The sequence below is a fragment of the Sphingomonas sp. GW821-FHT09E03 genome, from assembly GCF_059416225.1.
On the sequence record NZ_JBWKOS010000004.1, the window covers coordinates 472,713 to 494,867 of the forward strand.

The 22,155-nt window shown below is 68.5% G+C and carries 16 protein-coding genes and 1 riboswitch; of the genes, 6 read left to right on the forward strand and 10 right to left on the reverse strand.

The genetic code is table 11. The features are described from left to right. The first annotated feature begins 123 nt into the window (after positions 1-123). Positions 124-306 (forward strand): hypothetical protein, encoded by a 183-nt coding sequence (locus tag AC07M8_RS12675; protein WP_495174669.1) that lies wholly within the window; start codon positions 124-126, stop codon positions 304-306. Positions 307-362: 56 nt separating this feature from the next. Here AC07M8_RS12675 and AC07M8_RS12680 read toward each other — a convergent pair whose 3' ends face one another. The 10 genes from AC07M8_RS12680 to AC07M8_RS12725 form a co-directional block, all read right to left on the reverse strand. Then, positions 363-1,415, reverse strand: a complete 1,053-nt coding sequence (locus AC07M8_RS12680) for an NAD(P)-dependent alcohol dehydrogenase (protein ID WP_495174670.1) — start codon at positions 1,413-1,415, stop codon at positions 363-365. 122 nt (positions 1,416-1,537) lie between these two features. Beyond that, entirely contained in the window at positions 1,538-2,446 is a 909-nt protein-coding gene (locus AC07M8_RS12685; RefSeq protein ID WP_495174671.1) for a LysR family transcriptional regulator, read from the reverse strand. Positions 2,447-2,544: 98 nt separating this feature from the next. Beyond that, on the reverse strand, positions 2,545-3,114 hold the full coding sequence (gene pnuC / locus AC07M8_RS12690) for a nicotinamide riboside transporter PnuC (protein WP_495174672.1): 570 nt from the start codon (positions 3,112-3,114) through the stop codon (positions 2,545-2,547). Then, positions 3,114-4,268 carry a phosphotransferase enzyme family protein gene (locus AC07M8_RS12695; protein ID WP_495174673.1) on the reverse strand — a complete coding sequence of 385 codons (1,155 nt, stop codon included), beginning with the start codon at positions 4,266-4,268 and terminating at the stop codon, positions 3,114-3,116. Before AC07M8_RS12695 ends, pnuC begins: the two co-directional genes overlap by 1 nt. 4 nt (positions 4,269-4,272) lie before the next feature. Next, the gene (locus AC07M8_RS12700; RefSeq protein ID WP_495174674.1) at positions 4,273-6,600 is read right to left on the reverse strand and encodes a TonB-dependent receptor; all 2,328 of its coding nucleotides are present in this window, start codon (positions 6,598-6,600) and stop codon (positions 4,273-4,275) included. A gap of 32 nt (positions 6,601-6,632) precedes the next feature. Next, positions 6,633-6,742, reverse strand: a riboswitch (TPP riboswitch). Positions 6,743-6,856: 114 nt separating this feature from the next. Further along, entirely contained in the window at positions 6,857-11,125 is a 4,269-nt protein-coding gene (locus AC07M8_RS12705) for a beta strand repeat-containing protein (RefSeq protein WP_495174675.1), read from the reverse strand. 296 nt (positions 11,126-11,421) lie between these two features. Beyond that, a complete protein-coding gene (locus tag AC07M8_RS12710; protein WP_495174676.1) occupies positions 11,422-11,856 on the reverse strand; it encodes a hypothetical protein in 435 nt (144 codons plus the stop codon). Between the two features lie 146 nt (positions 11,857-12,002). After that, positions 12,003-13,247, reverse strand: coding sequence for an ROK family transcriptional regulator (locus AC07M8_RS12715; protein ID WP_495174677.1), 1,245 nt, complete (start codon positions 13,245-13,247; stop codon positions 12,003-12,005). 108 nt (positions 13,248-13,355) lie between these two features. Continuing rightward, on the reverse strand, positions 13,356-15,665 hold the full coding sequence (locus AC07M8_RS12720) for a beta-glucosidase (RefSeq protein WP_495174678.1): 2,310 nt from the start codon (positions 15,663-15,665) through the stop codon (positions 13,356-13,358). A gap of 124 nt (positions 15,666-15,789) precedes the next feature. Further along, positions 15,790-16,827: an oxidoreductase gene (locus AC07M8_RS12725; protein ID WP_495174679.1), complete on the reverse strand. Its 1,038-nt coding sequence runs from the start codon at positions 16,825-16,827 to the stop codon at positions 15,790-15,792. A gap of 262 nt (positions 16,828-17,089) precedes the next feature. Between AC07M8_RS12725 and hpnA the strand changes: the two genes are divergently transcribed. From hpnA to hpnE, 5 genes are read left to right on the forward strand one after another with little or no spacing between them, the layout of a single operon-like run. Further along, a complete protein-coding gene (hpnA, locus tag AC07M8_RS12730; RefSeq protein WP_495174680.1) occupies positions 17,090-18,091 on the forward strand; it encodes a hopanoid-associated sugar epimerase in 1,002 nt (333 codons plus the stop codon). After that, positions 18,091-19,215, forward strand: a complete 1,125-nt coding sequence (locus tag AC07M8_RS12735; RefSeq protein WP_495174715.1) for a glycosyltransferase — start codon at positions 18,091-18,093, stop codon at positions 19,213-19,215. Before hpnA ends, AC07M8_RS12735 begins: the two co-directional genes overlap by 1 nt. Beyond that, entirely contained in the window at positions 19,212-20,054 is an 843-nt protein-coding gene (gene hpnC / locus AC07M8_RS12740) for a squalene synthase HpnC (protein ID WP_495174681.1), read from the forward strand. The genes AC07M8_RS12735 and hpnC overlap by 4 nt, the downstream gene beginning before the upstream one ends. Then, positions 20,051-20,890, forward strand: a complete 840-nt coding sequence (gene hpnD / locus AC07M8_RS12745) for a presqualene diphosphate synthase HpnD (RefSeq protein ID WP_495174682.1) — start codon at positions 20,051-20,053, stop codon at positions 20,888-20,890. Before hpnC ends, hpnD begins: the two co-directional genes overlap by 4 nt. Continuing rightward, positions 20,887-22,149, forward strand: a complete 1,263-nt coding sequence (gene hpnE / locus AC07M8_RS12750) for a hydroxysqualene dehydroxylase HpnE (RefSeq protein ID WP_495174683.1) — start codon at positions 20,887-20,889, stop codon at positions 22,147-22,149. The genes hpnD and hpnE overlap by 4 nt, the downstream gene beginning before the upstream one ends. Positions 22,150-22,155 lie beyond the last annotated feature (6 nt).

The window sequence follows — 22,155 nt, forward strand, 5'->3', positions numbered from 1 at the left end:
CACATCATAAGCCCGGCTTATTAACTCCGTCTACCGTTTCGTTGGCGACGACGATGGCCGGCGCTTAGCTCATGGCTTGCCGGCGACGGATGGTCGTCCGCCAGCGGCATGAGGTGAACAGCCATGCACGACGATTTTCTGAGCCCGACCTGGGCAAACCACCATGGCGCGGTGAGCGGCCTGCTCGCCGAGCTGATCGACGAAACGCGGATCGCGTTCGAACGGCTCGCGGCGCGGACGTATGACGCCCCGTGGAAGCATGAGGCTCCTGCCAAGCCCTGTTCGTCGGCGCAGCAGAATGGATGATCGGCGGACGATGCCCTCGAGCGCCGCGCAGGCCGCGCGGCGCTCGAGGGTTCAGTTCAGGCGGCCAGCGTCGCGTTGTCGATGACGAAGCGATACTTCACGTCGCTGCGCTGCATCCGATCATAGGCGTTCTCGATATCCTGGATGCGGATCATCTCGATGTCGGCGACGACGCCCTTCTCGGCGCAAAAATCGAGCATCTCCTGCGTCTCGGCGATGCCGCCGATCAGCGAGCCGGCAATGGCGCGACGCTTGAAGATCAGCGCGGCGACATTGGGCGAGGGATGGGCATGCTCGGGCACGCCGACCAGCGTCAGCGTGCCGTCACGCTTGAGCAGCCCGGTAAAGGCATCGAGGTCGTGGCTTGCCGCCACGGTGTTGAGGATGAAATCAAAGCTGTTGGCGTGCGCGTTCATCTCTTCGATGTTGCGCGAGTTGATCACCACGTCGGCACCGAGCTTCTTGGCATCCTCACGCTTGGCTTCGGAGGTGGTGAAGGCGATCACGTGCGCGCCCATGGCGTGGGCGAGCTTGACGCCCATGTGGCCCAGACCACCGATGCCGACGATGCCGACCTTCTTGCCCGGGCCGACGTTCCAGTGGCGCAGCGGCGAATATGTGGTGATGCCCGCACACAGCAGCGGTGCCACCGCGGCGAGCTGCTCTTCGGGATGGCTGATCTTCAGCACGAACTTGTCGCTGACGACGATGTTCTGCGCATAACCACCGAGCGTGTGTCCGGGGGCATCGGGCGTCGGGCCATTGTAGGTGCCGACGAAGCCGTTCTCGCAATATTGCTCGAGGCCTTCGGCGCAGGATGCGCAATGCTGGCAGCTGTCGACCATGCAGCCGACGCCGACCAGATCGCCGACCTTGAACTTGCTGACCTCACCACCGACGGCGCTGACGCGGCCGACGATCTCATGGCCGGGAACGCAGGGGTAAATAGTGCCTTCCCACTCGGCGCGGACTTGATGGAGATCCGAATGACACACGCCGCAATAGCTGATGTCGATCGCGACATCATGGGCGCCGGGGGCACGACGCTCGATGTCGAGCGCTTCGAGCGGCTTGTCGCTGGCGGTCGCGCCATAGGCCTTGGTGGTCATCGCTGGTTCCTTGGTGAGAGTCGCGCCGGAGCCGCGCGCCGCTACATAGATAAGGCGGCAGCGGCGCGATGGTTACCAGGCCCGTGCTTCACGACCCCGTGAGCGGCGCTCATCGTCGCCGATCACAGCCCGAGCGGCCGCATCTCGCGGATCAGCTCGACCAGCAGGCGCAATGCGACCGGCACCTGGCGACGGCTGGAATAATAAAGCTGGAAGCCGTCGCCAACAATTGCCCAGTCGGCCAGCACCAGCCGCAGCGCGCCCGAGGCGAGATAGGGTGCAAAGGCGGGCTCGATTCCATAGACCAGCCCGCCGCCGTTGACCGCCATCGCGATCATGCCCTCCGTGCCGTTGGCGGTGATCCGGCTGGGCACCGGGATCGCCAGCTCGCCGTCGGGCCCAGCAAACTCCCAGCGATAGATGCGATCGTTGCCGAGCCTGATGCCTAGGCAGCGGTGATCCGCAAGATCGTCCGGGTGCTGCGGCGTGCCATACCGATCGAGGTAGGTGGGCGAGGCCGCCACAACCCAGCGCAGATCCGCCGACAATCGCTGCGCGATCATGTCCTCGGGCACCGTGCCGCCATAGCGGATGCCGGCGTCGAACCCCTCGCCGACGATATCGACCATGCGATTGCTGGCGACGATATCGACCTCGATGTCCGGGTAGCGCTCCTGGAACACCGGCATCACCGGCCCGAGCAGCAGCGGCGCGGCATCGGCGACGATGTTGAGGCGGATGTGGCCCGCCGGCGCCTCGCGGAAGCGGTTGAGGTTGTCGACCGCCTGGCCGATCGCCTCGAACGGTGTGCGAATCGCGCCGAGCAGTTCCTCGCCGGCGGCGGTGAGCATCACCGAGCGGTTGGTACGGTTGAACAAGCGCACGCCGAGCCGCGCCTCGAGTGCTTTCAGCGCATGGCTGATGGCGGATGCGCTCACCCCCATCTCCAGCCCCGCGCGCCTGAAGCTGCGGTGGCGGGCAATGGCGAGGAAATAGGCAAAATCGGCCAGGTCGGCGCGACTGGGCAGCATCGTGGGACAAGTCTCCGCGCCGCTCGTCCGGTTTCAGGATGCGGCGGCGGGGTCGCAATAGAGGCTGTTGCGCGGCGGCTCCAGCCCGATGCGCGCGATCAGCGGCGATCGAGCATCGGCGGCGCCTGGCGCCAGCGGCGATAGCCGAGCACGGCGAGAACGATCATCGTCGCATAGAGACCGGCGGTGAGCGTCAGCCCCTTGAACAGGAACATGCCGACATAGACGCAGTCGACCGCGATCCAGAGCAGCCAACTCTCGCGATGCCGCCGCGCCGTCCAATATTGCGCGACGAGGCTGAAGCTGCTCAGCGCCGAATCGATCCACGGCAAAGCGGCGTCGGTATAGTGGCTGGTCAGCCAGCCAATCGCTCCCGCGCCGGCGGCACCGATCGCCAGCGCCACAGCTGCCCGGGCCGGTGGCAATGGCGCGACGACGATCTCGCCGACCTCCTGCCGACCGCGCGCCCAGATGATCCAGCCGTAGACGATGGCAAGCCCGAACAGCGCCTGGAGCACCATGTCGGCGTAAAGGCGCACGTCGAGGAACAGCTTGAAATAGAGCGCGCACGCCAGGAGATTGACCGGCCAGCATAGCATCCGCCGGGTCGCGGTGAGCCAGATGCCGAGGAAGCTGACGGCCACCGCGACGATTTCGAGCAGCGACATCAGCGTGACGCTCCGCCCGCGATGCGATACAGGAAGTCCTGCCCCGGCGGCGACAGGAACCAGTCGGCATGGCCGACGAGATAGCCGTCCCAGGCCAAAGCAGCATCGTCCGGCGCGGCGAGCACCGCGGTAAAATAATCCACCTCCGACAAAGCGAATTCGAGATGAACCAGCGGCAGCAATCGGGCGATTGCGGTGACATCGGCCGGCGCCAGCGGCGACACGGCGGCATAGCCCGCGAGCAACGCGCGCGCCGCGCCGGGATCGCTGATCGCGTCGACCGCCTCCTCACCCAGCTCGAGCCAGCGCACAGCGGTACGCTCAATCGCGGTGGCGAGATCGTGGATCGCGCAGCTGCGATCGGCGAGTCCGAAATCGAAGATCGCCTCGACGGTGCCATGACTCGACCACAACAGGTTGGAGGGATGCCAATCGTTGTGCGTCCACAGCGCCGGCCGGCCGGCCAGCGCCGCGGCCGCGCCCTCGCCCGCCGCCGCGAGCAACCGCCCGAGCTGCGCGTGCCACGGTCGCTCCGCCAGAAACGCCGCCATCGCGGGGCGGACGGCGACATAGGCTTCGGCGGCGGCGAGCGGGTCGGCGGCGGACAGGATCGACAGGCTGGCGACCAGCGGCTGCCGACGACGGGCGGGCGCGGCGTAGCCGCTCGATGCCTGGTGCAGCCGTGCCAGTGCCTCGCCCGCGGCGAAGGCATGATCGAGCGACAGGAACGGCGTCCAGGACGGCCGATCGCGGTACAGATCGGCGCCGGCTGCGGTGCGGTGGAGTTCGTAGCTCGAGCCACCGAGCGCGATCGCGGTGGCGCCGTTCGCCGCCTGCATCACCGCCGGCACCGGCAGCCCGGCGGCGCGGAGGTGGGCGATGAAGCGATGTTCCTCCATCAGCCCGGCCGGCGAGCGCAGCCGGTGATGGTGGCGCTTGAGGAAGAACGAGCCTCGATCGGTGTGGACCAGCGCCGCGGCGGAGAACGGGCGTGGCGAATGCCAGCTCAGCGCCTTCAGTCGACCCGCGGCGGGAAAACCGGCGAGCGCCGCCTCCGCCTCGCCCACATCAATCGCGGGCCAGGTCGGCGCCTCCCAGGCGGCACCCATGCCATGCACCAGATGCCCGGTGCTCGCCGCGGTTGCGCCGCCCATCGGCTCAGAAGGCGCGCGACAGGGTGGCGATCACTGCCGCACCACTGCCGATATAATAAGCCGGGGCATAGCCGGCGATGACGGTGCCGCCGCGGCCGACCACGTCGTGCGCGTTGGTGCTGACCGCCTGCACGCCGGACAGCACATGCGGATCGGTAACGTTGATCGCGTTGACGCGCAGATCGGTACGCTTGCCGTCGAGCCAGGGCGCGAGATGGACGCCGACCGACAGATCGAGCGTGGCATAACCCTTGATGCTCTCGTCGTTCATGAAGGTGGCATATTGGCGATCGACATATTTGAGCGCGGCGCTGCCGAACAGCCGGCCATCGTCATAGGTGCCGCCGACGCCGAGCTGGACGGTGGGGCTCGACACCGCCTGCTTACCGCGGGTCGGCAGGTAATCGTCGCCGACCGGCAGGTCGTCGTCGAGGCGGGCGTGGAGATATTCGCCCGACACATAGAGGCTGACCCCGGCGGCGGGGCGATAGTCGATCTCGGCATCGACGCCATAGGAGGTCTGGCTGCCGGCGTTGAGCGTGGAATTGACCTGGGCGCCGCCGACATCGACCACCGTCGCGAGCTGGCGATTGCGGAAATGATAGTGGAAGCCGGTCACCGACGCCGACAGATTGGCGCCGATGTAGCGATAGCCAAGCTCCTGCGAGAGCGAATATTCATTCTTGAGCGCGTTGGTCCCCGCCGTCGACACCAGGCCGCCGTCATAGCTGTCGTAGAGGGTGAACTCGTTGGGAGCGCGAAAGTTGGTGGTGATGTTGGCGAACAATTGCTGGCGGTCGTCGAGCTGGTAATGCACCGCCGCGCGCGGCAGCGCCGCGAAGCTGTCGAGGCGGACATCGGTTTGCGGCCCGGGCAGATAGTTGCGGCCGTTGCGCAGCACGTCGACGCCTTTGAAGCCGATGTCGAGCGTGAGGCGCGGATCGATCGCGATGCGATCGGCGACGAAGAAGCCCTTGGTGACCGTCACGGTGCGCTGGTTCTCATAGGCGAGCAGGCGCCCGTCAGCGGTGCGGATTGCCTTGTCCTGATATCCCCAGCGGTCGACCGGCCGCCCCTCGGCATCGATCGAGGTGTAGGACTGGGTGACACGGTCGGTGCCATAGTCGAACCACAGCCCGGCGGTGAACCGGTGCGCGCCGGCCTGCAGCGTCAGCTTACTGACGTTGCCGCCACGGACCTGGTCGCCGGTGTAGTTGCCGAGCACCGTCGCCACCCCGTCCACCGCGCCGGGCAGCGTGATCGGCTGGGCTAGCTCCTCGGCGCCGAGGAAGTTGCCGGTGGTGGCGAGCTGCGTGCCATAAGGCGAGTTGCCGTAGCCGAACTGGAGGTAGCTCGTGCTGTCGAGCGCCAGACGATCGTTCAGCGTCAGATGAACCGGCGCAGAAAGGTAGGTGTTGCGGAACGGCGCGCGATAGAGCCGCCAGTAATTGGTGTCGCCGTCGGTGTAGCGCCGGTCGTAGTTGAAGCCGCGGCCTTCCGCTTGCCAGTCGGCGAGCGTCGGACTGGGGTAGCTCGACGAATTGGCCTGGTTAAACGACACCGCGATGCTGGCGCGATTGCCGTTGCCCCATTCGCCGAGCAGCTTGGCATCGACATGCTGGCGCAGGTCGTAGCCGGCGCCACGCCAATTATCGGCGCGAGTGTTCGAATAGGAGATGAACGCCCTGAACCCGGTGGCGCCGAGCGTGCCGGTATCGAGGCGGACGAAGGCACGGCGCATGTCATAGCCGCCGAGGGACAGATCGAGCAGCGCCTGCGGCCGCTCCTTGGGATCGTCGAGCGACAGCGACAGCAGCCCGCCGGCGCCGCCGACGGTGGGCGAATCGATGTCCACCGCGCCCTGCGCCAGCGCGATCTGGCGGACATTCTCGGCATCGGCGAATTGCGCGGGATAGGCGTAATAATAGCCGATGTCGTTCTGCGGCGCGCCCTCCATCAACACGCCGATCTCGTCCTGGCCGAGCCCGCGAAGGGTAAGGCTGGAGCTGGTCGACAAGCCGTATGGATCGCTCGACGAAACGTTGGCGCCGGGCAGCAGATTGACGAGCTGGAAGGCGTTGAGCGTCGGCGCCTGCTTGGTGATGAAGTCCGCCGAGATCGCGCTCACCGCCTTGGCGTCGGTCTGATCCGGCAGCAGCCCTTCGGGATCGGGATGACCGATCACGCGGATGTCGGCGGGATCGGCCGCAGTCGTCTGCGCTGCCGCGGGGCAAGCCAGCAGCGCGATCCAGGTCGCGGTGCCCGTCGCCAGATAGCGCGACAAACGGATGCGCGGGCCACCATTATTCAGAACTGCGGGATGATCCGCCATCGTCTCGTGTCCACTCCACTCGGAGGGACAACGGACCGGCCGCCAACCCTCCCTACGCCGGGGTCAGCCGGATCAGGTTCAGCGGGTCATGGGCTGCAGCCCACCTCTCAGCCGCGCGATAGCGGCCCCCCGGGGATGGCTGCGCTCTAGGCGGTCGCGGCGCAGGTGGGAAGCGCTAACTGATTGGCCTGCCACTTGGTGCGGACACGAAAGGGGCGCCCGGCGATCTGCCGGACGCCCTGAGGATCGGGATCGATCAGAATTTGATCGAGAGACCCGCGCGGCCGCCGCCGCCCTTATAGTCGTCGCCGACGTCGCCGAACGCCTCGAGGAAGCCTGCCACCCGCGCGCCGGTGTTGATCGTGACGCCGACCGTGCCGCGACCATAGGTGTCGAGCCGCGGGTTGGCGAAGCCGAGATCGTAGCCGCCGTTCGAGAAGGTGACGCGATCGCGGCCCTTGAACTCGTGGATCGCCTCGCCCTTGAGGTAGAAGCTGGTCGTCGTCACCCCAGAGGTCATCGTCGAGCCGATCCGCAGCCCGGCCTTGCCGCGCAGGCCATTGGTATCGCCGAAATCGAGCGTGGTCGGCGCGAGGTTGATCCGGTCGATCGACGAGCGGGCATAGTCCACCCCGACGCTGGGCTCGGCGAAGAAGCGGTCGCTGCCAAAGCGGAAGCCTGCCTGCGCCATGCCGCCATAGCTGTTGCCGTTGATCTTCTGGCGGATGCCGATCGAGGGCATGCGGACGTCGATCCAATAATGCTCGTATTTGCCGAGCACGTTGAGGAAGAAGACCCCCGCATTGAGACCGGCATAGGCGCCGCCGTTGACCGACTGATAGCCAAACCGATCGGCATTGGCGACAAAGCCGAGCGTCGAACTGGCATAGCCGCCGGTGAGGCCGAACACCGCGCCGCTGCGGCCGAAGCTGCCGAGATCGAGCCCGAACTGGCCGCCGTAATAATCCTGCTTGTGGGCAAGATCGGCGGTGACAGACTGGCCGAAGGCGGTGAAGCTCTGGCTCGCGCGGTTGCGATCCACCGACCCGAACATCTGTGCCCAGAAGGCCGAGCCCCGGCGCGGGGTCTCGGCATCGCCCGCGGTGGCGTCGCGGACGGTCTGCAGATGCCCTGCGACCGCATCGCTGCCGCGGTAGAACACCTCGCGAGCGCCGCTGCCGAGCTTGACGAACTCATAAGCCTGACCGGTGGGGGTGCCGTAGAGGCCGTAGGTCGCCGCGGTGGGATCGAACACCAGCGAATAGCCGATCAGCCCGTCCACGACCGTACCGCCGGCAAGTTTGAACGCGGTCGGGCTGCTGCCGGCGCCGGCATCCACCACCACCAGATTGTTGACGAGCACGCCGGGGTTGGTGCCGATCGACTGGAGCGTGACGACGGTGCTGCCGGTCGCGGCACCGCCGATCACCAGCCGGTCAGCGGTCGCCCCTGCGGCGCCGACCGCGACGTCGATGCCGACGGTGCTGGCGCCGGTACCGACAAAGTTGCCCGGCAGCGTCAGCGTGTCGCCGGCGACACCGTTGCGCAGCTCCACCAGCCCGCTGTTGCTGAAGCTTTCGAGGCCGACCAGCGTCACCACTCCTGCCGTGGTCGCCCCAGGGCGGACGGCGAACAGGCCGGCGTTGACGAAGGTGTCGGTGCCGCCGCCGAACGCGCTGTCGCCCGCCGCGGCAAAGGTGCCGTTGTTGGTCAGCGTGTCGTCGCCATCGGTGAGATCGACGAAGCCGTTGATCCGGCCGGTGCTGGCCACGGTGATCGTTGCCGGGCCGCCATCGGCGTTGATCGCAGGGCCGGCGGTGGCCTGGACGACATCGCCGAGCGTGATCGTCGCCGCGGTGCCAGAGGTGACGTCGATCCCTGCCGCCTGGCCGGAGATCGCCGCACCGGTGGCGGTCGTGATCGTCACACCGCACCCGCTGGTCGCGGCGATGCCAGTTCCTTGTGCGGCGGTGACGGCACCTAAGGCGGTGATCGCCACCGTGTTGCACCCGGCGGCGTCGGCGAGGATGCCGTTGCTGCGCGGGCCTCGAACCGTCACCGGCCCGGCCGTGATCGACTGATCGCCGCCGGTGGTGGTGACCGCAATGCCATCGGCATCGGCGCCGTCGGTGGTGACCGCGCCGACGGTGACCGCCACCGGACCGGCCCCACCGGCGATAACGAGCCCGTCCGACCGGTCGCCGCCGGTGGTGATGCTCGATCCGGCGACGGTGATCGGCCCGTGGCCGGCGACATCCACGCCGCGCGCATCCGCACCGGCGGTAACGACATTGCCGAAGGTGACGTTGATCGGGCCGTCGCCGCCGCCGATCACCGTGCCTGCCGAGCCGTCGGCGACCGTTGCCACGTCGCCGATCGAAACGGTGACGGGTCCGGTGCCGGTGACCGCGACACCGGTCGCATCGGTGCCGCCGGTGCTGACGTCGCCGGTCGAGACCGTGACGGGCCCGGTTCCGCCGGCAACAGCGACACCGGTCGAGCCGGTGCCGCCGGTGGCCACATCGCCGGTGGTGACACCGATCGTGCCATCACCGCTGACGTCGACACCCGGCGAACCATTGCCGCCGGTCGTGACATCCCCGGTGACGACGGTGATGGGGCCGGCGCCGCCATCGACGATCACGCCGGTGGAACCATCGCCGCCGGTGGCGACATCGCCGGTGGACACATCGATCGGGCCGTCGCCGCTCACATCGACGCCGTCGGAGCCATCGCCGCCGGTAGTCACGTCGCCGGTGACGACAGTGATGGGGCCAGCGCCGCCATCGACGATCACGCCGCTGGAGCCGTCGCCGTCCGTGGTGATGTTGCCGGTAGTGACATCGATCGGACCTTGGCCGACCACCTCGACGCCATCCGACTCGTCGCCGCCGGTATTAACATCGCCGGTGCCCACCGTGATCGGATCGTTGCCGCCATCGACGTCGACACCGTCCGAATTGTCACCGCCGGTATCGATCGGCCCCGTGACGACGTCGACCGCGCAGGCGCCCGGGCCGAGCACCAGGCAGACGGCAGGATTGGTGATGATGCTGACCGCAGTGGCATCGTCGCCGCTGGTGCTGACCGCGCCGAGCGTCGCGAGGATCGAGGCAGGTGCGTTGATCAGTACGCCGAGCGCGCCATTGCCGGTCGTCGTCACCCGGTCAGCAGCGAGGTCGATGTCGCAGGCGCCGCTGCCGAGCAGCACGCAGGCGGCCGGATCGGCAGCGATGTCGATACCGTTGGCGCCATCTCCCGCCGTTTCCAGCAAGCCGATGCGCCCAGTGGTCGGGCCGACGACGCGGGCAAGGACGCCGGTGGCGCCGGCGCCCGAGGTGGTGAGCTGGCCGATGTTGAACGCGTTGCCGCAGGCGCCGGCGCCGAGCAGCACGCAGGCGTCCGGGTCGGAGGCGAGATCGAGGCCGATGGCGCGGGCGCCGTTGGTCTGGAGCAGGTCGATCGAGCCGGTGACATTGCCCGCCGCGCGGATCAGCGCCCCCGGCGCGTCGCCTCCGTTGGTGATGAGGCTGCCGACGGTGAAGTTGCTGTCGCAGGCGCCGACACCCAGCGTCGCGCACACTGTGGGATCGGCAACGAGGCTGATCCCGGCGGCCTGGTCGCCGTTGGTCTGGAGCACGCCGATGTTGAGTGCGACCGGGGCGGCGGCGGTGATCAGCGCGCCGATGCCGCCGAAGCCGTTGGTGGTGATCTGATCGGCCGCGGCGGTGACGCTGCAGCCGCCGTTGCCGAGCAGCACGCAGGCGGCCGGATCGGTGGCGATGTCTAGCCCCAATGCCTGGCCGCCGGCGGTACGCAGCACGCCGACGTCGAGATCGACGTTGCCGGCAGCGCGAATCAACGCAGCGGTGGAGAGATTGCCCGAGGTGTCGATCAGATCCGCGGTGAGCAGCGCGGGACCTGACAGGGTGACGAGCTGTACGCCGTTCGAATTGTTGCCGGCAGTGAGGATGTCGGTGGCGTTGACCGTCACCCGGCCGCCTTGGATGTCGATGCCGGGCGCATTGTCGCCGACGGTGGAGACGACATCGTCGACGATGAACAGCACGTCGTCGACGGCGCGGAGCAGTGCGCCGGTCGCGCCGGTGCCGCTGGTGACGAGGCTGGTGATCCGGGCGTCGATGCCGCCGCCGGCGGTAAGCGCCAGCGCCGGCTGGTTGACGGTGTTCACCACTGCAGTAGCGACCGGTGTCAGCGTGAGGTCGGCGCCGGTGCCGATGGTCGTGAAGTCGATGCCGGTGTTGGAGTTCACGCCGGCGAGCAACGTCACCACCGCCGGCCCGAGGATCGGCACGGGTGCGGTCGGAACCGGGGCCCCAGGGTTGGCCGGATCAGCGGCGACCGGGTTGGTCGAGCAGAGGATGTTGATTCCGGTGCCCGGCAGGCACAGCAATTGTGCCTCGGCAGGCGCCGGCGTGACCAGCCCGGCGCCGATGATGGCGACCGGTGCGAGCATCCACGATGTGGCGATGCGGCTGACACCGTTCCTCAGATTGTTCTTCACGGTCACTCCCTTTCAGCTACTGATTATCCAGGAGCGCAGCGTGCGTCCTTGATGATAAAGTTGGCCTCTGGGTGTTAACCTCAAGTAAATGCTGTACTTTTAATCGCGACAGAATTGGAGTGAGTTGTAGTAGTAACTACTGGCGTAATAGTTTCCCGATAAGAACTACTTTTGTATTCTTACTGGCAACGACTTTTAGCGACCTGGGACAAAGCTTATGCTTTACACCAGATCGCGCTTTACGCCGCTTCATTGGCAAGCCGGCGAACGTTCCCGTTGATCATCTCATCATGCGGCTACCCGCCGCCGCTCAAGCCCGCCTCCTGATGACGGCCGCCATGCGACATGCGTTCCTGCCGTGGATGGTCCGACAATGCCTGCTCGATCATCGCGCGGGCGCGTTCGGTGAGATGAAACCGGCGGCCCTCCTCGCGGATCAGCGCCGCGCCGAGCAGCGCCGCGATCCAGCGGCGGGTGCTGTTGGGCGCGGCCTGGGCGATCTGGCAGAGGTCATCCTCGTTCATCGTCCGCCCATCGGCCTCGGCGACGCAGAGGGTGAGCAGGATGTCGAACACCGGATCGTAGAGAAAACCCTCGGGCAAGGACGCACCGAGATGGCGGCGCATCGCCACCGTCGCCCGCGCCGCCGCGGCAACATCTATCTGACCGTCTTCCGCCACAGCGAAGCCGAGCCGTTGCGGCTTCCACTTCCCGCCGAGCATGGCCCCCATATCAGTCCTCCTCTTGTGTTTTTCTGACACTTGATCGGGAAACAGCCGGGATCGGCGGGTGGTCGCAATCGACCCAAATTGATCAGCAATTCTGATGGTTAACGACGCTGCCGAGCAGAAAAGATCAGAAAATGCCGCGACGGATCTCAGCTCTTGATGAGAATCGCGTCCGACGGAAGGATGCGATCGAGGAACGGCAGGATTGCCGCTCCCACCGCCGGCGCGTCACGCGACAGGGTGGCGCGGCGCATCGGCGCAGCGGCGGGCAAGGCGGGCGCGGCCTGGAGCAGCTTGCGGTAGGTCTCGCTGGACAGGCTGTCGAGCACCTCATCGGGCAGTCGCCCACCGACCAGCACCGCGGCCGGGTTGATCAGGCAATTGACCGCGATCAGTGCCGGCACCAGCGCGCTCGACGCATCATCCACCCAGGCGGCGACCGGCCCCGCGAAGCTCGGCGGAAACGGCTCGAGCGGATCGAGATCCGCTGGCAGCACTCCCGCCTCTTCGAGCCGCTCGGCAAGCGCGGACAGCGACACCACATCCTGCAGCACCCGCCCCTCGCCACCGCCTTTGCCGCCATTCAAGGGCAGGAAGCCGATCTCGCCACTGCGCGCGCCCGCGCCGCGATAATAAGCGCCGTCGATCACCACCCCGCCGCCCAGACCGGCGCTGACCAGAATGTAGAAAAAGCTGGCGTGATCGTGGCCACTGCCGAACTGCGCCTCGCCGATCGCGGCGGCGGCGGCATCATTGTCGATGTGGATCGACCACGGCACCACGTCGGCAAGCAGCGCCTGAAGGTTGACCTCGCTCCAGCGCTCATAGCCGTCGGGCCGATGCGGCAGCGCGACGCGGCCGAGATCGTCGGGCAGCGCGACGCCGACGCCGAGCACGCGGTCCATCGCGATGGCGCCGGTGCGGCGGATCTCGGCAATACCGGCTTGGATCATCGCCACCACATCCTCGGGCATGGCGAAGGCGGCCTGGCGGGTGAAGCGCGAGCGGACGTTGCCGGCAAGATCGAGCGACACCAGAGTGACATGGTCGCGATCAATGTTGAGGCCGATCGCAAAGCAACCATCGGGCTTGATCCGCAGCCGCACTGCGGGCTGGCCACGGCCGCCGGTGCGTCGGCCGGCATCGACGATCAGATCGGCCTCGAACAGCCGCCCGGTGATGTTGGCGATGGTCGGCGCGGTGAGATTGGTCAGCGCCGCGATCTCGACCCGGGTGATGTCCGGATGGCGGCGGATGACCTGCAGCACCAGCCGCTGGTTGTAATCGCCGGCTCGCGCCAGATTGGTGCCCGACAGGCTGGGGCCGAGCCGCACCGCCCGTTCGTCGGCGGTGACGCCGCCGTTTCCCATCGAGTCGAAGTCCGAAAAGTTCACCTGCCTGTCACTCCGCTGTCAGGCAACCGATCTGCCAGCAAAGTGCCGGCCCCGCTAGCATATGCCTGCGGCGGCGATTGTGCCACCGCATGCATGCGCGTCAGCCGCTCAGCGCGCGCTGCCCGGCAGCGTCGCCGCAGCGACCTGGACCTTGGTGGATGCGACCGGCTCGGCGGCCGAGGCGGCGAGACTGACCGTGTAGGTGCCGGCGGCGATCTTCCAGCTGTGCGAGGCGACGTCGAAGGTCGCGAGCAGGCGCGGATCGATCGACACCGAAACCTGCTGGCTCGCGCCCGGCGCGAGATCGACCTTGGTGAAGGCGCCGAGCCGGCGCGGCGCCTCCCAGCCGGCACCGGCGACATAGACCTGCGGTACCGCCTTGCCCTGCACCGCGCCGGTGTTCCTGACCGTGAAGCTCGCCTTGATCCCCGCCCCGTCGGCCGCGGCGGTGAGATCGGTCATCGCAAAGCTGGTGTAGGACAGGCCGTGGCCGAACGGGAACAGCGGCTTGGCGCCGGTCTTGTCGAACCATTTGTAGCCGATCGCCGCACCTTCGATGTCGTAGTTGCTCATCGGATGCGCGTCGCTGTCGAGCTTGACGTCGCCTTCGAGCTTGGGCCGCGGCAGCTGCGCCACCGACGCCGGGAAGGTGGCGGGGAGATGGCCCGACGGATTGACCTCGCCGGTCAACACCCGCGCGATCGCGGCGCCACCGGATGTCCCCGAATACCAGGCCTCGAGCACCGCACCGACCCGCGGCAGCCACGGCATCAGCACCGGGCCACCGGTTTCGAGCACCACCACGGTGTTCTTGTTGGCCCGTGCGACCGTGTCGATCAGCGCATCCTGGCCGTTCGGCAGGCTGAGATCGGGCACATCGATCGATTCGCCGGTCCACTGCTCGCCGAACACGATCACGACATCGGCCTTGCGCGCCGCCGCCGCTGCGGCCTTGGCATCCTTGCCGTCGAGATAGGTGACGCTGGCGCCGGTGCGCGCCTGCAGCTCCTTCATCGGCGACGAGGGATGGTAGACCTTGGGGCCGGGGAAGCCGCTGGGATATTCGTCCGCCACCACCAGGCCGTTGGTGGGGCCGCCGTGCGGATAGACCTGGCTCGAGCCACCGCCGGAGAGCACGCCGGCATCGGCATGCGCACCGATCACCAGGATCGAGCGTGCGCTCTTGGCGAGCGGCAGCAGGCCGGTGCGGTTCTTGAGCAGGACGATGCCCTCCTCGGCGTCGGCCTGGGTGACCGCGGCATGGCCGGCATAATCGATGCTGGCGGCGCGATCGCCGGCGACGGGGGTGTCGAACAGCCCGACCGCGAACATCGAATGGAGGATGCGGCGCGCCATATCGGTCGCCCGCGCCTCGCTGACATGGCCGTTGTTGACCGCCTCGCGCAACGCGTCGGCGAAATAGGGCGAGCGATCGAACGCCCAGCCCGATTGCTGGTCGAGCCCGGCATTGGCGGCCTCGCTGGTCGAATGGGCGGCGCCCCAGTCGGTCATCACATAGCCCTTGAAGCCGAAGTCCTTCTTCAGCACCTGGTTGAGCAGCCAGTCATTCTCGCAGGCAAAGGCGCCGTTGACGCGGTTGTACGAGCACATCACCGCGCCCGGGCGACCCACTTCATGCGCGATCTCGAAGGCGAGCAGGTCCGACTGGCGCGCCGCCTGCTCACCGATGTGGTGATCCATGATGAAGCGGTTGGTCTCCTGATCGTTGAAGGCATAATGCTTCATCGTCGAGATGACGTGCTCGGACTGGATACCCTTGATCTCGTGGCCGGTGATGGTGCCGGACAGCAGCGGATCCTCGCCGCCATATTCGAAATTGCGGCCGTTGCGCGGCTCGCGCATCAGATTCATGCCGCCCGCGAGCTGGACGTTGAAGCCCGACATGAACGCCTCGTTGCCGATCATCGCGCCGCCGGCCTGCGCCAGCGTCGGGTTCCAGGTAGAGGCGGTGGCGATGCCCGAGGGCAGCGAGGTGCGCAGCCGCGGGGTGGGCGTGCGCTGGCTGGCGACGCCGACGCCGGCGTCGGTTTCCCACTGGCTGGGGATGCCGAGCCGGGGAATGCCGGGCACGAAGCCGGCCGAATCGGGCAGGCCGCCCTTGGGATATTCCCAATTCTTGGTCGCCGACTTCAGCCAATCGGCCTTGGTCGCGAAATAGCTGAAGGTGAGCTGCAGCTTCTCGGCGATCGTCATCTGCTGGAGGATCAGCTCGGTGCGCGCCTCGGGCGCGAGCGACGCATCCATCCACGGCCGCGCCTTGGGGCCTTCGGTGGGAGCGGCGGCGGCCTTCGGGGCATTGTTCGTGGTCTGGGCGACGGCCGGCAAGGTCATGGCGGCGCCGACAAGCAGCGCAGCGCCGAGGTTCAGCGACAGGCGCAGGGCATGGCAACGGGTCATTCAGGGTTCCCTCTTTCGCGGGCGGCCTTGGCGACGGGCGCCATGCCGCTTGTTCTTGCCGATCGCTCGACGTCGATCGGAACGGACGCTTCTGCCTATCGCGGCTCAGGCGCCGGCGCCATCATCATTGTGTTAACAGGATTTCGCGATGCTGGTCGCCACTCGCGATCGCCGCATCGAGCACCGCCATCACCGCCAGGGCCTCTGCCGGCGACACCGGATTCGGAGCATCCACCAAGAGGCAATCGCGCACCCCCGCGTAGAAGCGCCGATAGTCGCCGGGAACCGTCTCGAGCATCGCCGGGCTCGGCATACCATCGTCGTCGACGTGGTTCAGCGCGCCGGGCAAGGGATCGCGACCCCAGTGTGCGCCCGTCGCCGGCTGCCCCGCCGCCAACGCAGCTTCCTGTGGGTCGAGGCCATGCTTGATGAAGCTGCCGCGACTGCCGTGGACCGCGAGGCGCAGCCCCGAGGCCGGTGTCAGCAGGCTGCCGTGGAGAATGACCCGCAGCTGGGAATAACGCAGCAGCACATGGAAATAGTCGGTCGCGATTGCTCCGGCGCGCTGCATGCCGAGATCGGCGTAGACGGCGAGCGGCGGGCCGAACAATTGCAGCGCCTGATCGACCAGATGTGGTCCAAGATCGCGCCAGATCCCCGCGCCGGGCTGTTCGCGCCAGCGGTCGCGTAGCTGGGGGCGGAACCGGTCGAAATGCGATTCGAACTGAGTGACTGTGCCGAGCACGCCCTGGTCAATCAGGCAGCGGAGGGTGAGGAAGTCGCTGTCCCAGCGGCGATTGTGGAACACCGATAGCGTCAGGCCACGGTCCTGCGCTCGGTCGGTCATGGCGCGGGCCTCCGCGAGCGAGAGGGCGAACGGCTTGTCGACCACCGCATGCTTGCCCGCGTGCAGCGCGGCCAGAGCATGGCGGGCGTGGAGCGCGTCGGGGGTGGCGACCACGACCAGGTCGATCGCGGGATCGGCAAGCACGGCATCGATGTCGGCGACGACGATGTCGCCGAGCGCCGCGTGCACCGCTGCCGGCCGGCTGGAAACCACCGCGGCGAGACGAAGCCCCGGGGTGGCGCGGATCAGCGGGGCGTGGAAGGTGCGGCCCGCATAGCCGTAGCCGATCAGGGCGACATTGATGGGGTCTGGCATCGGCGGTCCTTTTGGCGGGTCGCGGTCCGGGCCTGATGGGGGGGCCGCCGCATCCCCGTATTATCCCGGTAGCGTGGGGCACAAGTTGAGGAAGTTGTCGTCCACAGTGAAACGCTGGCAGTTGATCGTTTCACGCTGCGATCGACGCCACCGGATCCGACGTTACGCTTCTCTCCGCGTGTAGGACAGTGTCGACCGCCTGCGCCGACGCCCGCGCACCAAGGTCTGGCAACAGTGGTTAACTCAGTATAGGCGGACGCCCGTGCAGTCGTCGTCGCCTATCACGCTCGTCACCGGGGTCGCCGGTTTCCTGGGATCCGCGGTCGCCCGCACGGCCGCCGCCGCAGGCCATCAGCTGCGCGGCGTGGTGCGTTCGTCGAGCCCGCGCGCGAACCTGGCCGATTTTCCCGGCGAGCTGATCGAGGCGGACCTGCGCGATCGAGCCGCGGTGGCGGCGGCGATGACCGGCGTCACCCGCGTCATCCATGTCGCCGCCGACTACCGTTTGTGGGCGCCCGACCCCGAGGAGATCGTCCGCAACAATCGCGCGAGCACCGCCGCGGTGATGGAGGCGGCACTCGCCGCGGGGGTCGAGCGGGTGGTCTATACCAGCAGCGTCGCCACCCTGCTGCCCGACCCCGCCGGCGCTGCCGACGAGCGTCGTCCCGCGACCGAGCAGACGGTGATCGGCGCCTACAAGCGCAGCAAGGTCGTCGCCGAGCGGCTGGTCGAGGCGATGGTTCGCGACCGCGGGCTGCCCGCGGTGATCGTCAATCCCTCCACGCCGATCGGCCCGCGCGACGTGCGCCCGACGCCGACCGGGCGGATCATCGTCGAGGCCGCCAACGGCCGCATGCCCGCGTTCGTCGACAGCGGGCTCAACCTCGTCCATGTCGACGACGTCGCGCACGGCCACCTGCTGGCGATGGAGCGCGGGCGGATCGGCGAACGCTATGTACTCGGCGGCCAGGATGTGGCGCTGGCCGAGATGCTGCGCACGATTGCGGGGCTGGTGGGGCGTCGCCCGCCGACCGTGCGCCTGCCGCGCGGTCCGTTGTTTCCGCTCGCCTGGGCCAATGAGCGGCTGGCGACGATCACCGGCAAGGAGCCGTTCCTCACCATGGATGGCCTGCGCATGGCCAAGCACACGATGTTCTACAGCTCGGCCAAGGCCGAGGCGGACCTCGGTTATCGTGCCCGCCCGTATTCGGAGGCCTTGGCCGAGGCGATCAACTGGTTCCGCGCCGCGGGGATGATCCGATGATGGCGCCGACCATCTGGATCGGTGCAGCGACGCTCGCGATCTGGCTGTATCTGGTGCTCGGCCATGGCGGCTTCTGGCTGGCGCGGCAGCGCGACACCCGCGGGTTGCCCCCTGCCCCCTCGACATGGCCGAGTGTGATCGCGGTGGTGCCGGCGCGCGACGAGGCGGACGTCATCGCGCGTTCGATCGGCAGCCTCGCGGCACAGGATTATCCGGGCGAGTTCCGGATCATCCTGGTCGACGACGGCAGCAGCGACGGCACCGGCGACATCGCCATGGGGCTGGCGAGCGGCCGGGTGACGGCGATGCGGGGTAAGCCGCTGGCGCCGGGCTGGACCGGCAAGCTCTGGGCGGTGTCGCAGGGCATCGCCGCCGCGGGCACGCCCACCTATCTGTGGCTGACCGATGCCGATATCGAGCATGCGCCCGATACGCTGCGCACGCTGGTGACGCGCGCCGAGGGCGGCGGGCTCGGGCTGGTGTCACTGATGGCGAAGCTGCGCTGCGATCATCTCGCCGAGCGCGCGCTGATCCCGGCGTTCGTCTACTTCTTTCAGATGCTTTATCCCTTCAGCCGCGTGAACGGCCGCGGTGCCGGTGCGGCGGCGGGCGGCTGCATGCTCGTGCGGCGGACGACGCTGGAGGCCGCCGGCGGCATCGCCGCGATCCGGGGCGCGCTGATCGACGATTGCACCTTCGGCGCGCTGATCAAGCGCAAGGCGCCGATCTGGCTCGGGCTGACCGAGCGCTCGCGCTCGATCCGCCCCTATGACGGGGTCGCGCCGATCGCGGCGATGATCTCGCGCTCGGCCTATGCGCAGCTCGATTACTCGCCGCTCAAGCTCGCGGGCACGATCGTGGGAATGGCGCTGGTCTATGCCGCGCCGCCGCTGCTGGCGGTGTTCGGCACCGGCCTGGCGCGCGCGCTCGGCGCCGCGGCGTGGCTGCTGATGGCGATCTCGTTCCTGCCGATGCTGCATGTCTATCGCCGCACGCCGGCGTGGAGCCTGGCGCTGCCGCTGATCGCCGCTTTCTACGCCGGCTGCACCTTGCTATCGGCATGGCAGCACGGCCAAGGCCGCGGCGGCATGTGGAAGGGACGCGCCCAGGCGGCGCAGCAATGATGGCCAGCGCAACCGACCTCGCGTCCGGCAAGGACCACAAACAAGAGAATTTTCCAGTCGCCTCGGTGCTGCTGAAGCCGGCGCATCGCGCGCCGATCATGGCCTTCTACCGCTTCGCGCGCGCCGCCGACGACATCGCCGATTCGCCCGCCGCCTCGCCCGACGCCAAGCACGCGCTGCTCGGCGCGATGCGTCGCGGGCTCGCCGGCGAGGGCGCCGAGCCGCACGCGCTGGCGCTCCACGCGGTGCTCGCCGCGCGGGGGCTGGATCCGGTCCACGCCCACGACCTGCTTGACGCGTTCGAGCGCGACGTCACCGTCACCCGCTATCTCGACTGGGATGCGCTGATCGATTACTGCCGGGTGTCGGCGATGCCGGTCGGCCGCTACGTGCTCGACGTCCATGGCGAGGATCGCGCCACCTGGCCGGCCGCCGACGCGCTGTGCGCGGCGCTGCAGGTGATCAACCACCTGCAGGATTGCGCCAAGGACTATCGCAGCATCGACCGCGTCTATCTCCCGCTCGACGCGCTCGCCGCGCATGGCGCGCGGGTCGAGGATCTGGCGGCGCCGGCCGCTACCCCGGGGCTGCGCGCGACGATCGTCGCGCTGGCGACGCGCACGCAAGGGCTGCTCGCGCAGAGCGCGCCGTTCGCAGGCATGATCCGCGATCGCCGCCTGGCGGCCGAGGTCGCGATCATCCAGCGCCTCGCCGAAAGCCTGACCGCGCGGCTGCTGACCCGCGACCCGCTGAGCGAGCGCGTCCACCATGGCAAGCTCGAGGCGGCGTGGCTCGCCGCCACCGCCGGGCTCGGCAGCCTCTTGGGAGCGCGGCGATGAACCCCAAGGCGACCCCGGCGGCGCTGCAGGCGCAGGTGGCGGGCAGCTCGTTTTATGCGGGCATGCGCGTGCTGCCCAAGGCCGAGCGCGAGGCGATGTATGCGGTCTACGCCTTCTGCCGGATCGTCGACGACATCGCCGACGACCAGCAGGGCAACCGCGCCACCCGCGCGATGCAGCTCGATCGCTGGCGCAGCGACATCGACGCGCTCTATGCGGGCGACGAACCGGGCCAGGCGATCATCGTCGCCGAGGCGGTGCGCCGCTTCCGGCTCGAGCGCGCCGATTTCCACGCGGTGATCGATGGCATGGCGATGGATGTCGCCGAGGACATCCGCTGGCCGGACGCGGCGACGCTGGATCTCTATTGTGACCGCGTCGCTTCGGCGGTCGGGCGGCTGTCGGTCAAGATCTTCGGGATGGACAACGGGCCGGGAGTGGCGCTCGCCTATCATCTCGGCCGGGCACTGCAGCTCACCAACATTCTGCGCGATATCGACGAGGATGCCGCGATCGGCCGCGTCTACCTGCCGCTCGAGCAACTGACCGGCGCCGGCATCCCGATCACCGTGCCCACCGAGGTGATCGCCGACCGTCGGATCGACGTCGTCGCCCGCGCGCTCGCCGCCGAGGCGCATGGCCATTATGCCCAGGCGCAGGCGATCCTCAAGACGCGGCCCAGGGGCCATCTGATCGCGCCGCGGCTGATGGCGGCGGCGTACGCCAAGGTGCTGGCGCGCACCGAGCAGGTAGGCTGGCTGCCGCCGCGGCGACGGGTCAAGGTCTCCAAGGCGGGTCTGTTGTGGACGGCGCTGCGGCTGAGCCTGACCCGATGAGCTTTGCGCGGGCGACGATCGCCGGGGCCGGGCTCGCCGGCCTGTCGGCGGCGGTGGCGCTGCGCCAGGCAGGGTTCGCGGTGACCATCGCCGACGGTGCCACCCAGGCTGGCGGACGCTGCCGCTCCTACCACGACCCGCAGCTCGGTCTGCTGATCGACAATGGCAATCATCTCGTCCTTTCGGGTAATCCCGCGGTGGCGCGGTTCCGCGGCGCGATCGGCGCGACCACCCCCCTGACCGGCCCCGACCATGCCGACTTCGCCTTCTGCGACCTCGCCACCGACGAGCGATGGACGGTGCGGATCAACGATGGGCCACTCGCCTGGTGGGTGTTCGCCCGCAACCGGCGCGTGCCCGGCAGCCGCGCGCGCGACTATCTGCCGCTCGCCAGGCTGCTCGGCCGGCGCGAGGAGCGGATCGACGCCCGGATCGCGACCAGCGGGCCGGTGTGGGACCGTTTCCTCGAGCCGGTGCTGCTCGCCGCGCTCAACACCGCGCCGGGGGAAAGCTCGGCCCGGCTCGCGGGCGCGGTGCTGCGCGAGACGGTGGCCAAAGGCGGCCGGGCGATGCGACCGCGGATCGCCGAGCCGAGCCTCGCCGCCGCGTTCATCGATCCCGCGCTCGACTGGCTCGCGGCGCAGGGCAGCCCCGTGGCGCTCGGCCGACGGCTGCGCGGCATCGGCTTTGCCGACCAGCGGGTGGCGACGCTCGACTGGGGCGACGGGCCGCGGCCAGTCGCCGACGACGAAGCGGTGATTCTCGCCCTTCCCGCCTGGGCCGCCGCGGCGCTGGTCCCGGCGCTGACCATTCCCGACGAGCATCGTGCCATCGTCAACGGCCATTTCGCGCTGCCTGCGGGGTCGCTCCCGGCCGGCACCCCGGCGATGCTCGGGCTGTTCGGCGGTACCGCCGAATGGGTGTTCGTGCTGCCGGACCGAATCTCGGTGACGGTGAGCGCCGCCGATCATCTTGTCGACCGTGATCGCGAGGCGCTTGCGAACGCCTTCTGGGCGGACATCTGCACGGCGCTTCGGATCGACGCGCCGATGCCGCGCTGGCAGATCGTCAAGGAAAAGCGCGCGACCTTCGCCGCCACGCCCGAGCAGAACGCCAAGCGACCCCCGGCGCGCACCCGCTGGCGCAACCTGTTCCTCGCCGGCGACTGGACCGACACCGGCCTGCCGGCGACGATCGAGGGCGCGCTGCGCTCTGGTGAGACCGCAGCGGGGTTGGCGAGCGGGCGGCATGCACGCTAACGGCGG